The organism is Methylomagnum ishizawai, assembly GCF_019670005.1.
In the GTDB taxonomy this organism is placed as follows: Bacteria; Pseudomonadota; Gammaproteobacteria; order Methylococcales; family Methylococcaceae; genus Methylomagnum; species Methylomagnum ishizawai.
Genome location: NZ_AP019783.1, coordinates 172,843 through 185,404 on the forward strand (window position 1 = coordinate 172,843; position 12,562 = coordinate 185,404).

A 12,562-nucleotide genomic window follows, 5' to 3' on the forward strand; every position below is an offset into this window, starting at 1 on the left:
CCCGTCCCGATCAGCCCAGTTCCCGCCGCGCCAGTTCCACCCATTCCCGGTTCAGCCGGTAGCTGTGTTGGCTGCCGCCCTTGGCATCCTTGACCACTTCCTCGAACAGGGCGCGGGCTTCGTCGGCCCGGCCCGTTTGTTTCAGTAGCTTGCCATAGCGGCATTTGATCTCCGCCGACGGGGCTTTCGCCAATAGGGCGGCGTACTCCTCCAGGGCGGGTTCCGTGGCGCCGACTTCCTCCAACACCCTGGCATACAGCAGCCGCGCCTCGGCGTTGTCGTAGCCGGGATTGGCTTCCCGTAATTGCTCCAGGATTTCCCGCGCCCGCCCGAAGCGCCCGGCCCCGCATAAGGCCCGGCCCAGACCCAGCAGCAACTCGGGATCGTCCCGGTACAGGCCGGTCAACGCGGCTTCGTACAAGGGAACGGCGGCATCGAACTGGCCGCGCTTCAGGTATTCCTGGGCCAGGGCCACACGGTTGCCCACGGTGTCGGAGCGTTCCAGGGCTTCCTGGAGTTGGCGCAATTCCTTGCCGGGGTCCAGGGCTTTGCGTAGCACCTTGCCGCCTTGCTGGGCGGCGCGGCTCTGGCTGGCTTCGGGGATCAGCACCATCACGATATAGAGCAAACAACCGATCAAGGGCACGAACACGATCAAAAAAACCCAGAACAAGGGATAGCCGCGCTTCATGGCGTGGACGGCGAAACCGATCTGGATCGCTAACATCAGGATTCCGGTGATTTCCATGGGGATTCTTGGGGTTTTAACGATGGGGGTTATTGCGATGCGCCGCCGTTGGGGAATTCCCCCGCGACCGGGCCGGACGGATACCCGCGACGCCGATGTAGACAAAAAGGCCGTCCGGCTTATCCCTGTCACCTCGGCCCGGGCGGTCCGGGCGGCTGTCACGGTGGACAGGGTTTTTAAGTATTTTCCACGAGTTGGTTGAGGGACACACGTAATTTATAATCGTCCGTTCCTCCCGCAATCCACGACCATCACCGCTTTTTACGACAGGACGCACCGTGAGCAATAACTACTTCTTCACCTCCGAATCCGTTTCCGAAGGCCACCCGGACAAGGTCTCCGACCAAATCTCCGACGCCATCCTCGACGCCATCCTGGACCAGGACAAACATTCCCGCGTCGCCGCCGAAACCCTGTGCAACACCGGCCTCGTGGTCCTGGCGGGCGAAATCACCACCGGCGCCAATGTCGATTACATCAAGGTCGCCCGCGACGTGCTGAAAGACATCGGCTACGACAACACCGACTACGGCATCGACTACAAGGGCTGCGCCGTATTGGTGGCCTACGACAAGCAATCCCCCGATATCGCCCAGGGCGTCAACAAGGCCTACGACGACGATCTAGGCCAGGGCGCGGGCGACCAGGGCTTGATGTTCGGCTACGCCTGCGACGAAACGCCGACCCTGATGCCGCTGCCGATCTACCTCGCCCACCGTTTGGTGGAACGCCAAGCCTATCTGCGCCATAGCGGCGTCTTGCCCTGGCTGCGTCCCGACGCCAAGAGCCAAGTCACCGTGCGCTATGTGGACGGCAAGCCCGACACCATCGACACCATCGTGCTGTCCACCCAGCACGCCCCGGAAATGTCCGACGGCGACCGCATGAAGAAGGAAGCCATCGAGGCCGTGATCGAGGACATCATCAAGCCGGTGCTGCCCGAAGACATGCTCAAGGGCAATATCAACTATCTGGTCAACCCCACCGGCCGCTTCGTGGTCGGCGGTCCCCAGGGCGACTGCGGCCTGACCGGGCGCAAGATCATCGTCGACACCTACGGCGGCGCGGCCCCGCACGGCGGCGGCGCGTTCTCCGGCAAAGACCCGTCCAAGGTGGACCGTTCCGCCGCCTACGCGGGCCGCTACGTGGCCAAGAACATCGTCGCGGCCGGGCTGGCTTCCCGTTGCCAAATCCAGGTGTCCTACGCCATCGGCGTCGCCAAGCCGACCAGCGTGATGGTGGAAACCTACGGCACCGGCAAAATCTCCGACGAACGCATCACCGAACTGGTCCTTGAACATTTCGACCTGCGCCCGAAGGGCATCGTCAACATGCTCGACCTGCTGCGGCCCATCTACCGGAAAACCGCCTCCTACGGCCACTTTGGCCGCGAGGAGCCGGAATTCACCTGGGAACGCACCGACAAGGCCGCCCTCTTGCGGGAAGCCGCCGGCCTCTAATCCCGAGCCATGCCGCCCCGCGTTCACGACGGGGCGGTAATATGGAGCCGACCTTATGAACTGGGCTGAAGTCCTCGCCGATAAATCGCTGCAAGACCTGCCGTATAAGATCGAGTTGGACCGCTATGGGAATATCGTTATGAGTCCGGCCAGCAACCGCCATGGGCGTTTGCAAGCCTGGGTGGGTTCCTTCCTGGAACGATATTTGGGTGGCGAATTCATGGTGGAATGCTCGGTGGACACGCCGGAAGGCGTCAAAGTCGCCGATGTGGCATGGTGTTCGCCGGAATTCCTGGCCCGCCATGGCTACCCAACGCCCTACCCGGAAGCCCCGGAGATTTGCGTCGAAGTGCGCTCGCCTTCCAACGCCTGGGAGGAAATGCGGGTTAAAATCGCGCTCTATCTCGGCCAGGGCGCGCGCGAGGTCTGGATCGTGTTCGAGACCGGCGAAGTCCGGTTCTTCGGCCCCGAAGGCGAACGGGAACGCTCGGAATATCCCGTGGACCCGCGTCCCGAACTTAAACATTGAACTAAGATTACGTCTCCCCGAGGAGCGCTGCGACGGCCAGAAGCCGCCAGGCTCGGGGCGATGGCACGAACCCAACGGCGCTCGATTACACCCACCTCGCCCCGCGGTGTATCGAGCTACGCTACGTAACCGCAGGCGCAAGGTGGATTGCAACCTCTCTGGAGAAGCAAGACACCATGAACGCTGCTGTCCAATCCGAAACCTTCACCGACTACGTCGTCGCCGACCTCGCCCTGGCCGATTGGGGCCGCAAGGAAATCAAGATCGCCGAGACCGAAATGCCGGGACTCATGGCGATCCGCGATGAATTCGCCGCCGCCCAACCCCTCAAGGGCGCGCGCATCACCGGCTCCCTGCACATGACCATCCAGACGGCGGTACTGATCGAGACCCTCACCGCCCTGGGCGCGGAAGTGCGCTGGGCCTCCTGCAACATCTTCTCGACCCAGGACCACGCCGCCGCCGCCATCGCCGCGCAGGGCATCCCGGTGTTCGCGGTCAAGGGCGAATCGCTGGAAGACTATTGGGATTACACCCACCGTATCTTCGAATGGGCCGACGGCGGCTATTCCAATATGATCCTGGACGACGGCGGCGACGCCACCCTGCTGCTGCACCTGGGCGCGAAGGCCGAGGCCGACGCTTCCGTGCTGGCGAATCCGGGTTCCGAGGAAGAGCGGGTGCTGTTCGCCGCGATCAAGGCCAAGCTGGCGACCGATCCGACCTGGTATTCCGTGCGTTTGGCCGCCGTGAAGGGCGTGACCGAGGAAACCACCACCGGCGTCCACCGTCTCTATCAGATGCACGCCAAGGGCGACCTGAAATTCCCCGGCATCAACGTCAACGATTCCGTCACCAAGTCCAAGTTCGACAACCTGTACGGCTGCCGCGAATCCCTGGTGGACGGCATCAAGCGCGCCACCGACGTGATGGTGGCGGGCAAGGTCGCCTTGGTCTGCGGCTATGGCGACGTGGGCAAGGGTTCCGCGCAAGCCCTCCGCGCCCTGTCCGCCCAGGTGTGGGTCACGGAAATCGACCCGATCTGCGCCCTGCAAGCGGCGATGGAAGGCTACCGCGTCGTGACCATGGACTACGCCGCCGACAAGGCCGATATCTTCGTCACCTGCACCGGCAACTACCACGTCATCACCCATGACCACATGGTGAAGATGAAGGACCAGGCCATCGTCTGCAACATCGGCCATTTCGACAACGAGATCGAAGTCGCCGCCATCGAAAAATACCAGTGGGAAGAAATCAAGCCGCAGGTGGACCATGTCATCTTCCCCGATGGCAAGCGCATCATCCTGCTGGCCAAGGGCCGCTTGGTGAACCTGGGCTGCGCGACCGGCCATCCCAGCTATGTGATGTCCTCCAGCTTCGCCAACCAGACCATCGCCCAGATCGAGCTGTGGACCGAGCGCGACTCCGGCAAATATCCCATCGGCGTCTATACCCTCCCGAAGCACCTCGACGAAAAGGTCGCCCGCTTGCAGCTCAAGAAGCTCAACGCGCAACTGACCGAGCTGACCCCGGAGCAGGCGGCCTATATCGGCGTGCCGGTGGAAGGCCCGTACAAGGCCGAGCATTACCGTTATTGATCCTGCCTTGACCGGCGCGGGAATCCTTCCCGCGCCCTCCAAGGATGGAATCCAAAGCTCCGCGAACCCGCCGCCTGGGAAAACGATGGAATACTGCCAATTCAAGGATATTATCGTCCAGCCCTTTTCCCGGCTGTTGGGCGGGAAACCCACGCCCTTCAAAGGCGGTCCGGTTTTCCCGGAGGATGCCCTGGCCTATGTGCGGCATTATCGCAATAAAAAAATCATGGACGAGGTCGATACCCTTATCGACGCCCCGGATTCCCTGCCGGCGATTCCGGGGTCCTATGTCTACGCCGGACCATTGATTAGGCATTTCGGGCATTTCATGGCGGAATGCTGCCATAGGCTATGGGCTTTCCATCGGTTCCGGCCCGAGGTCGATGGCATCGTCTACGGCGTCAAGCCCGGCCAATCCGACCAATTGCGGGATTATCCAGGCTTCGTGGGCGAGGCTTTGGCCCGGTTCGGGATAGCCCCGGAACAGGTGAAGCTAGTCAACCAGCCCACCCGCTTCCAAAACCTGATCGTTCCGCAACAAGCCGCCGCGCTGTGGCGGAGTCCCGCCAAGGAATATTTGGACTTCCTGGCCCGGCTCGACCCGCAAGCGCTGGTAGCCGACGATATCCCCGAAAAAATCTGCGTGGGCCGGGCGCATCTCATCAAAAAGGGCTGTATTTGCGGGGAGGATTATCTCGAACAGCTTTTAGGCGAAGAGGGTTATTTCATCCTGAGGCCGGAAAACTACCCGTTGGCCCGGCAATGGCAATATTACGCCAACGCCAAGCAAATCATCTTCACCGAAGGCAGCGCCATCCATGGCCTCGAATTATTGCCCCGTTTACAAGCCGGGGTTTTCGTCATCAACCGGCGGCCCAAGAGTATCCTGGCGGAACGGGTTTTAGGGCCGCGATGCGATAAACTCCAGGTATTCGACGGGATATCCGTGATCGGCATCGTGCAGGATACCCGGCAAGAACCCGCCAACGCCCTGTCCAGGGTCGATCATATCGAGGGTTTATTGGATGCCCTCCGGGACCACGGTTTCGCCGGTTTATCCGGTTTCGATCCCGAGGAATTCTCGGCCAGGGAATCCCTATATTTGAACCAGGTCGCGACCCGGCTTTGATCCTTATCCCCCCATGCCCCCCAATAGCGAGGCCACCCCATACCATGCGCTCCCAACAACACTATCCCCAAGCCTACAGCCTGGAATTCTTCCCGCCCAAAACCCCCGAGGCGGAAACCAGCCTGAATAACGCCCTCGCCAAGCTCGCCCCGCTCCGGCCCAAGTTCTGCTCGGTCACTTTCGGCGCGGCGGGCTCGACCCGCGAAAAAACCTTCGAAACCGTGGTGGGCCTGCAAACCACCTATGGCCTGGAAGCCGCCCCGCATATTTCCTGCGTGGCCTCGACCCGCGACAATATGCGCGAGGTGCTTAACGCCTATCAAAACCAGGGCATCCGCCATATCGTGGCCCTGCGCGGCGATATGCCCTCGGGGATGATGTCGGCGGGGGAGTTCCGCTATGCCAACGAGTTGGTGGCCTTCATCCGCCAGGAAACCGGCGACCATTTCCATATCGAGGTCGCGGCCTACCCGGAAATGCATCCGCAGGCCCAGGGCATCGAAGCCGATCTTAAAAACTTCAAGCGCAAGGTGGAGGCCGGGGCGGACAGCGCCATCACCCAATATTTTTTCAATCCCGAAGCCTATTTCCGCTTCATCGACGATTGCGAAAAGCTGGGGCTGGACCTGCCCATCACCCCCGGCATCATGCCGATCACCAATTACACCCAGATCGCGCGCTTCTCCGAGATGTGCGGAGCCGATATTCCACGCTGGGTCAGGAAGCGCCTGGAAGCCCTGGGCGACGACCGCGCCGCCATCCGCGCCTTCGGCCTGGAGGTGGTGAGCGATTTGTGCCGCCGTTTGTTGGAGCAGGGCGCGCCGGGGCTGCACTTCTATACCCTGAACCAAGCCGAGGCGGTGTTGGGGATTTGGAAGAACTTGGGGTTGGAGTCGGCCTAGCCGGGTGTTACCGTAAACCCTCGCGCCGACTTCATGGAGTCCGGCGCGGACCCTTCAGTGCGACCGCTTACAAAGGAGGTAACGGCGATGAGTTTATTCGATTTTGTCCGCGATATTGGGAATGCCTTGTTCCATTCCGACGAGGAAGCCGCCGGGAAAATCAAAGCCTATATCGAGGCCGACAATCCCGGCATCGACAACCTGGAAGTCCTTTATCAAAAGGGTTTCGTGACCTTGCGCGGCACCAGCCACAGTTGGGACGCGGTGGAAAAAGCCATCCTCATGGCCGGGAATGTCAAGGGCGTGGGGAAGGCCATCAGCGAAATCCAGGTGGTCGATGCCCCGACCCCACCGCCCGCCGAACTCCAATCGGCGGGCGGCGGGGCGGCGACCCCGGTGGACTATTATGTGATCCAGCAGGGCGATACCCTATCGGCCCTGGCCCGGCGCTTTTACGGGGACGGAAGCCAATATATGAAGTTGTTCGACGCCAACCGGGAAGTCATCAAAGACCCGGATAGGATTTTCGTCGGGCAGAAAATCAGGATTCCCCAGCCCTGATCCCATGGGAACCGGACGGGCCGCCGGGAAACCTGCCCGGTTCCTTCACAATCCGGATATCGACCATGCGTATACTGATCGTTTATTTCACCCGCGAAGGCCAGACCGGACGCATCGCCGAGCGGATCGCGGCCCGCTTGGCCGGGGCGGGCCACCGCGTGGATTGCCGCGCCGGTGCCGCCGCCATCGACCCCGCCGCCTACGAGGCCGTGATCGTCGGCGCGTCCATCCACTACGGGCACCACTCCTTGGCCGCGCACCTCTGGGGCTTCCGCCACCGCAAGGCGCTGGCGGGTCGGCCCGCCGCCTTTTTCTCGGTCAGCCTCACGGGCGGCGGACCCGGTGCCCGGCCCTTGGTGGCCCGGAAATACCTGGATGCCTATCTCTCCCGCACCCGCTGGCGTCCGCCGCTGACCGCCATTTTCGGCGGGGCCTTGCCTTATAGCCGCTATACGCCGTTCACGCGGGGCTTGGTGCGCTTGTTCGTCAGGATGGCGGGGGGCGACACCGATGCCTCGCGGGATTACGACTATACCGATTGGAAAGCGGTGGACGGATTCGCCGAAGATTTCCTGGCACGGGCCGTAGCCCCGGAATCCGGGGCTACGGCCCTGTAGTGCGCGTCCAGCCGTTCCGCCCACAGACGCGGGGCGGCGCACGATGGCGGTGAATTCGCGCACTGCGTCCAGCTTGAGGGCGCGGCCCAGCACGCCAGTAACCCAACCATTTCTGTAGTCCCGGACCGATGCGGGGACGTGGCGTCTGAACGCCGCGGCGGGACCGGAACGGACTCAATGATGCGCGGACTTCTGCGCCGGGGCGGCGGTGCCGGTGGCGGCGGTATTCTCGATCACCTTGCGGTCGTCGATCTGCAACAAGCTGATGCCCTGGTCCATGACATAACGGCATTCGGCCCGCTTGGCGGAACCGATGTTCTCCCAGATCAAGGTGACATGGGACATATGGTCGCCATCGGTTTGGGAGGGCGTGTAAGGCTCGCTGCCGGTTTCGGCCTTCACCGCCTCGCCACATTTCTTCAGGGCCAGGGTGGCCAGCATATTCGAGGTTTGCAGGAACGCGCCCTGCATCTTCTCCTGCGGCGTCTCGCGGGTGGTGCCGACCAGGATGAAGCCCACGATCATCAGCACGGCGAACGCCAAACCCGCTTTCACGGCTTGCGATTCCATAAAAATCCCTCGCTTTTTGTAATGGTTGCAAAGGCCCGACTATAGCAAAAACGGCCTATTGCCGCCTTACCGCATTAGAAGCTGTCTGGCAAAAAGGAATCCATGTAGAGTCAAACCCCCCGTTGACTTCCAAGGTTCCCCGACATGAGCTATCCAAGCGACCTCAGCGACGAAGAATGGTCGTTGATCGAACACCACTTCCGCCCGAAGGACCGGCGCGGCAACGCCAGCAAGCATCCGCGCAAGCGGGTGGTGGACGCCATCCTGTACGTGGTGGAGGGCGGCATCAAATGGCGGATGCTGCCGAAGGACTTCCCACCCTGGCAGACCGTCTACGACCACTTCAGCCGTTGGAACAAGGCCGGGGTGTGGGAGGCCGCCCTGGACGAGATCAACGCGCGGCATCGAAAAAAAACTAGGGCGGCAAACCCAGCTTGACCCGTTGCTTTTCGAGTTTTTGCAGGTAGGCCGGGAGATTTTGCCGGAAGCGCCGCCCGAGGAGGCGCGGAAGGTGGCGCTCGTTGCGATCAGGATTCCGCGTCCCAAGCGAAAAAAAGCGGAATAGCCGGTTTCCCAGCTATCCCGCCTTGATCGTTCTTGAACGGATCGACCGCTTCCCGTTTACAGCGTTTCCAGAATCGCCCCTTTCACGGCGTCCAGGGTGGCCTGGATTTTGGTTGGCTGTACATCGCATTGGCCGATGGCGGTGTCCGGGTCTTTCAAGCCCGCGCCGGTCAGGGTACAGACCACCACGCTGCCTTCGGGAATCCTGCCCGACCGGATATCGTGCAACGCGCCCGCCACCGAGGTGGCCGAGGCCGGTTCGCAGAAGATGCCTTCCTTTTCCGACAACAGCTTTTGGGTCGCCAGGATTTCCGCGTCGGTGAACGGGGCGAACCAGCCGCCGGATTCCTTTTGCGCGTTCCAGGCACCGTCCCAGGATTGCGGGATGCCGATGCGGATGGCGGTGGCGACGGTTTCCGGGTGTTCGACGAAGGCGCCCGCCACGAAGGGCGCGGCCCCGGCGGCTTGGTAGCCGCACATGACCGGGCGGCGGTCGGTGACGGGGGCGTGGGTAGCGGTGCCCAGCGCGTATTCGGTGTAGCCCTTCCAGTAGGCGGTGATATTGCCCGCGTTGCCGACCGGCAGGCAGTGGTAGTCGGGGGCGCGGCCCAGGGCGTCCACGATCTCGAAGGCGGCGGTCTTCTGGCCTTCGATGCGGAACGGGTTGATGGAGTTGACGATGGTGACGGGGGCGTGGTCGGCGATTTCCTTCACCAAGCGCATGCCGTCGTCGAAATTGCCCTGGATTTGCAGCACCTTGGCTCCGTGGATCATGGCCTGGGCCAGTTTGCCCAGGGCGATCTTGCCATCCGGGATCAGCACGAAGCAGGCGATGCCCGCCCGCGCGGCGTAGGCGGCGGCGGCGGCGGAGGTGTTGCCGGTCGAGGCGCAGATGATGGCGCGGCTACCGCCCGCCACCGCCTGGGTCACGGCCATGGTCATGCCGCGGTCCTTGAACGAGCCGGTGGGGTTCAACCCCTCGAATTTCACGTACATCTCGACCTCCTTGCCGATCAGCCGGGGGAGGTTCGCCAATTGGATCAGCGGGGTATTGCCCTCGCACAGGCTGACGGGGCGGGTTTCGGGGCCGAGCGGCAGGCGGTCGCGGTAGTGTTCGATCAGGCCGGTGTAGCGTTTGGATGTGGTCATGGCGTCCGGGGGAGGATGGGGGGCGCGGCGGCCCTGGAAAAAGCCGCCATCTTACCGTACTCGCGGGGATTTGCGGTCCCCGCCAAGCTGTGGGCCCGGTGGCCTCACAGCCCGGTCATCACCCCCATCTGGATGGGGCGGTAATCATAGGTGCTGCCTTCCGGCTTCTCCACCGCGTAATAGAAGGAATCGGTGGTCGGGCTGACATTCCAGGCCCAGGCCACGGCCCGGCCATCGGCCACGTCCTCGTAGATCACGATGCTGCCATAGCCGATGCCATCGTCGTTGACCACCGCCCCGCTATTGGTGGTCTGGGTTTGGTAGCGCGAATCCGGGTAGGGATTGTTGGCGTAGCCGCCATGCACGCTCTTGGTGGAATCGTAGACCTTCACCCGGTATTTGTTGACCGCCGCCACGCCCGGAATCGGATGGGGCGGGGCGATGTTTTCCTGCCATTTCACCACTTCGGCCACCGTCATGGCATGGCCGGTATCGCCGTTGGTGGTGTAGATCGAGGACAGGATGTCCCCGGCCTGGAGGTCGCCCACCGTGGCCCGCTTCACCAAGGCCAGCCCGGAGGCCGGGTCGGAAACCTGATTCTTGATGGCGTTGTACCACTCGTCGGCATAGGGCGAATTGGAGCCGGTCAGGGCGATCAGCGCGGCATCGGTGACGGCGGCATAGGTGTTCTTGAACAGGAGGGCGGTGAAGGAACCGCAGCGGGTGGTGGCGTGCAGGACGTTGGCGTTGTCGTAGGCAAGCTGGGCCGGGCTGCCGTAGACATTGTTATTGGGCGCGACCTGGCCGACATAGAGCGCGGCTTTTTGCACATGGGCGGGCGCGCTGGCGTCGGCCTGGGCGAGGCTGGCGGCGAAGACCTGGGCGATCAAGGCGGCGGCGCGGAACAGTTGGGTTTTCATTGTTATTCTCCACGGGGATGAAAAAGGGTTGTTTGGCTTGGTGGAGATAGTTTGCCCGCAACCCGCGACGGCCTCAGTTAGCGATTACCGCCCGCGCCCGTGAAAATTCACCCCCTGCCCACCCCACTGGATCACCGCCTAAACCGCGACTTCTGCCCGGATATGCGGATGGGATGTGTAATCCAGCACCTCGAAATCTCCGTATTCATAGCCATCGAAGCGCCCGGGCCGCCGCTGGATACGGAGTTTGGGCAAGGGATAGGGTTCGCGGGCGAGTTGGAGCCGGGCCTGTTCCAAGTGGTTGCTATAAAGATGGGTGTCGCCGCCGGTCCAGATGAATTCGCCGGGTTCCAGCCCGGTCTGCTGGGCCAGGATCGTCAGCAACAGGGCGTAGCTGGCGATATTGAACGGCAAGCCCAGGAACGCATCGCAGGAACGCTGATAAAGCTGGAGATGCAGCCGCCCGTTCGCCACCTGGGTCTGGAACAGGCAATGGCAAGGGGCCAAGGCCATCGCGGGCAGATCGCCGGGGTTCCAGGCCGTCACCAACTGCCGCCGCGAGGCCGGATGGCGCTTGATCTCCTCGACCAAGGCCGCGATCTGGTCGATATGGCGGCCATCGGCGGCGACCCAATCGCGCCATTGCTTGCCATAGACCGGCCCCAGGTCGCCATCCGGCCCGGCCCATTCATCCCAAATAGTCACACCGTGTTCTTGCAGGGCGCGGACATTGGTGTCGCCACGCAGCATCCACAGCAATTCGTGGATGATGGAGCGCAAGTGCAGCTTTTTGGTAGTGAGCAGCGGGAAACCCTCGGCCAGATCGAAGCGCATCTGATGGCCGAACACCGCCAAGGTGCCGACCCCGGTGCGGTCGGCCTGGGGCACGCCCTGGTCGAGGATGCGGCGCAGCAAATCGAGATACTGCCTCATGCCGTGGCCCCTTCCCGCGCCGGTTTGCGGTAGGCCCAAACCAGCAGCGCGATACCCAGCACGATCATGGGGGTGCTGAGGATTTGGCCCATGGTCAACCAGCCGAAGGCTAGATAACCCAACTGGGCATCGGGTATCCGCACGAACTCCACGGCGAAGCGGAACAGCCCATACAGCAGCAGGAACATCCCGCTCATGGCCGGGGTCGGCGGCGACATGTGGCCGAACCAGCGCAGCGCGAGGAACAGCGCGATGCCTTCCAAGCCCGCCTCGTACAACTGGGACGGATGGCGCGGCTCCGGCCCCGCGCCCGGAAACACCATGCCCCAGGGCAGGCCGGTGGGCGCGCCCCAGAGTTCGCCATTGATGAAATTGCCGATGCGCCCGGCGAACAGGCCGATGGGCACATAGGGCCCGATGAAATCGGTAACTTGGAAGAAACCCGCGCCATTGCGCCGGGCGAACAAGAACATCCCGGCGAACGCCCCCAGCAAACCGCCGTGGAAGGCCATGCCGCCCTCCCACACCCGGAACAGCATGGCCGGGTCGGCCAGGAACGCCGGGAAGTTATAGAACAGGATGTAGCCCAAGCGCCCGCCGATCACCAAGCCCAGGGCGGCGTAGAAGATCAGGTCCTCGACCTGCGGGGCGGTCCAGGGGAAGCCGGGTTGCTGGGTCCTACGCTTGCACAAATACCAGACCGTGCCGATGCCGATCACGTACATCAGCCCGTACCAATGGATTTTGAGGGGGCCGAGGCTGATAGCGACGGGGTCGATTTGGGGATAGGGAAGCATGGTGGGGAGTCCTCCGAGGATGGCGGGGCCGGGCCCCTGGGGAGGGCAGACTATAGCAGAGGCATTCGATCCGCGCCGGTCC

General features: G+C 62.8%; 14 protein-coding genes and 1 riboswitch. Of the genes, 8 read left to right on the forward strand and 6 right to left on the reverse strand.

Annotated elements, in window-relative coordinates:
- Positions 1-10: 10 nt before the first annotated feature.
- Positions 11-748, reverse strand: coding sequence for a tetratricopeptide repeat protein (locus K5658_RS00760; RefSeq protein ID WP_221065092.1), 738 nt, complete (start codon positions 746-748; stop codon positions 11-13).
- Between the two features lie 278 nt (positions 749-1,026).
- On the opposite strand from K5658_RS00760, the gene metK reads away from it, so the two are divergent.
- The 7 genes from metK to K5658_RS00795 all read left to right on the forward strand — a co-directional run bounded on the left by metK (position 1,027) and on the right by K5658_RS00795 (position 7,547).
- Entirely contained in the window at positions 1,027-2,208 is a 1,182-nt protein-coding gene (metK, locus tag K5658_RS00765; protein WP_221065093.1) for a methionine adenosyltransferase, read from the forward strand.
- Between the two features lie 55 nt (positions 2,209-2,263).
- Entirely contained in the window at positions 2,264-2,737 is a 474-nt protein-coding gene (locus tag K5658_RS00770) for a Uma2 family endonuclease (protein WP_221065094.1), read from the forward strand.
- A 13-nt stretch (positions 2,738-2,750) separates the two neighbouring features.
- Positions 2,751-2,827, forward strand: a riboswitch (S-adenosyl-L-homocysteine riboswitch).
- A gap of 86 nt (positions 2,828-2,913) precedes the next feature.
- A complete protein-coding gene (ahcY, locus tag K5658_RS00775; protein WP_221065096.1) occupies positions 2,914-4,338 on the forward strand; it encodes an adenosylhomocysteinase in 1,425 nt (474 codons plus the stop codon).
- An 85-nt stretch (positions 4,339-4,423) separates the two neighbouring features.
- Entirely contained in the window at positions 4,424-5,467 is a 1,044-nt protein-coding gene (locus K5658_RS00780; RefSeq protein ID WP_221065097.1) for a glycosyltransferase 61 family protein, read from the forward strand.
- 44 nt (positions 5,468-5,511) lie between these two features.
- A complete protein-coding gene (gene metF, locus K5658_RS00785) occupies positions 5,512-6,369 on the forward strand; it encodes a methylenetetrahydrofolate reductase [NAD(P)H] (protein WP_221065099.1) in 858 nt (285 codons plus the stop codon).
- 87 nt (positions 6,370-6,456) lie between these two features.
- Positions 6,457-6,930 (forward strand): LysM peptidoglycan-binding domain-containing protein, encoded by a 474-nt coding sequence (locus K5658_RS00790; RefSeq protein ID WP_221065100.1) that lies wholly within the window; start codon positions 6,457-6,459, stop codon positions 6,928-6,930.
- A 65-nt stretch (positions 6,931-6,995) separates the two neighbouring features.
- Positions 6,996-7,547 (forward strand): flavodoxin domain-containing protein, encoded by a 552-nt coding sequence (locus K5658_RS00795; RefSeq protein WP_221065101.1) that lies wholly within the window; start codon positions 6,996-6,998, stop codon positions 7,545-7,547.
- A 174-nt stretch (positions 7,548-7,721) separates the two neighbouring features.
- Here K5658_RS00795 and K5658_RS00800 read toward each other — a convergent pair whose 3' ends face one another.
- Positions 7,722-8,117, reverse strand: coding sequence for a hypothetical protein (locus K5658_RS00800; protein WP_221065102.1), 396 nt, complete (start codon positions 8,115-8,117; stop codon positions 7,722-7,724).
- Positions 8,118-8,261: 144 nt separating this feature from the next.
- Between K5658_RS00800 and K5658_RS00805 the strand changes: the two genes are divergently transcribed.
- Positions 8,262-8,555 (forward strand): transposase, encoded by a 294-nt coding sequence (locus K5658_RS00805; protein ID WP_221065103.1) that lies wholly within the window; start codon positions 8,262-8,264, stop codon positions 8,553-8,555.
- 183 nt (positions 8,556-8,738) lie between these two features.
- Here the strand turns inward: K5658_RS00805 and thrC are convergent, their stop codons facing one another.
- From thrC to lgt, 4 genes are all read right to left on the reverse strand, one after another.
- On the reverse strand, positions 8,739-9,830 hold the full coding sequence (thrC, locus tag K5658_RS00810; protein WP_221065104.1) for a threonine synthase: 1,092 nt from the start codon (positions 9,828-9,830) through the stop codon (positions 8,739-8,741).
- Positions 9,831-9,934: 104 nt separating this feature from the next.
- Positions 9,935-10,750: a hypothetical protein gene (locus K5658_RS00815; protein ID WP_221065105.1), complete on the reverse strand. Its 816-nt coding sequence runs from the start codon at positions 10,748-10,750 to the stop codon at positions 9,935-9,937.
- A gap of 138 nt (positions 10,751-10,888) precedes the next feature.
- Positions 10,889-11,683: a thymidylate synthase gene (locus K5658_RS00820; RefSeq protein WP_221065106.1), complete on the reverse strand. Its 795-nt coding sequence runs from the start codon at positions 11,681-11,683 to the stop codon at positions 10,889-10,891.
- Complete coding sequence (gene lgt, locus K5658_RS00825) at positions 11,680-12,480, reverse strand: prolipoprotein diacylglyceryl transferase (protein ID WP_221065107.1); 801 nt, start codon at positions 12,478-12,480, stop codon at positions 11,680-11,682. Before lgt ends, K5658_RS00820 begins: the two co-directional genes overlap by 4 nt.
- Between the last annotated feature and the right edge of the window lie 82 nt (positions 12,481-12,562).

Excerpts from the sequence above, each read along its gene's own strand:
- thrC (WP_221065104.1), bottom strand. The coding sequence starts at position 9,830 with ATGACCACATCCAAACGCTACACCGGCCTGATCGAACACTACCGCGAC.
- K5658_RS00770 (WP_221065094.1), top strand. The coding sequence starts at position 2,264 with ATGAACTGGGCTGAAGTCCTCGCCGATAAATCGCTGCAAGACCTGCCG.
- K5658_RS00805 (WP_221065103.1), top strand. The coding sequence starts at position 8,262 with ATGAGCTATCCAAGCGACCTCAGCGACGAAGAATGGTCGTTGATCGAA.
- K5658_RS00815 (WP_221065105.1), bottom strand. The coding sequence starts at position 10,750 with ATGAAAACCCAACTGTTCCGCGCCGCCGCCTTGATCGCCCAGGTCTTC.
- K5658_RS00820 (WP_221065106.1), bottom strand. The coding sequence starts at position 11,683 with ATGAGGCAGTATCTCGATTTGCTGCGCCGCATCCTCGACCAGGGCGTG.
- K5658_RS00790 (WP_221065100.1), top strand. The coding sequence starts at position 6,457 with ATGAGTTTATTCGATTTTGTCCGCGATATTGGGAATGCCTTGTTCCAT.
- metF (WP_221065099.1), top strand. The coding sequence starts at position 5,512 with ATGCGCTCCCAACAACACTATCCCCAAGCCTACAGCCTGGAATTCTTC.
- ahcY (WP_221065096.1), top strand. The coding sequence starts at position 2,914 with ATGAACGCTGCTGTCCAATCCGAAACCTTCACCGACTACGTCGTCGCC.
- lgt (WP_221065107.1), bottom strand. The coding sequence starts at position 12,480 with ATGCTTCCCTATCCCCAAATCGACCCCGTCGCTATCAGCCTCGGCCCC.
- K5658_RS00800 (WP_221065102.1), bottom strand. The coding sequence starts at position 8,117 with ATGGAATCGCAAGCCGTGAAAGCGGGTTTGGCGTTCGCCGTGCTGATG.
- K5658_RS00795 (WP_221065101.1), top strand. The coding sequence starts at position 6,996 with ATGCGTATACTGATCGTTTATTTCACCCGCGAAGGCCAGACCGGACGC.
- K5658_RS00760 (WP_221065092.1), bottom strand. The coding sequence starts at position 748 with ATGGAAATCACCGGAATCCTGATGTTAGCGATCCAGATCGGTTTCGCC.
- K5658_RS00780 (WP_221065097.1), top strand. The coding sequence starts at position 4,424 with ATGGAATACTGCCAATTCAAGGATATTATCGTCCAGCCCTTTTCCCGG.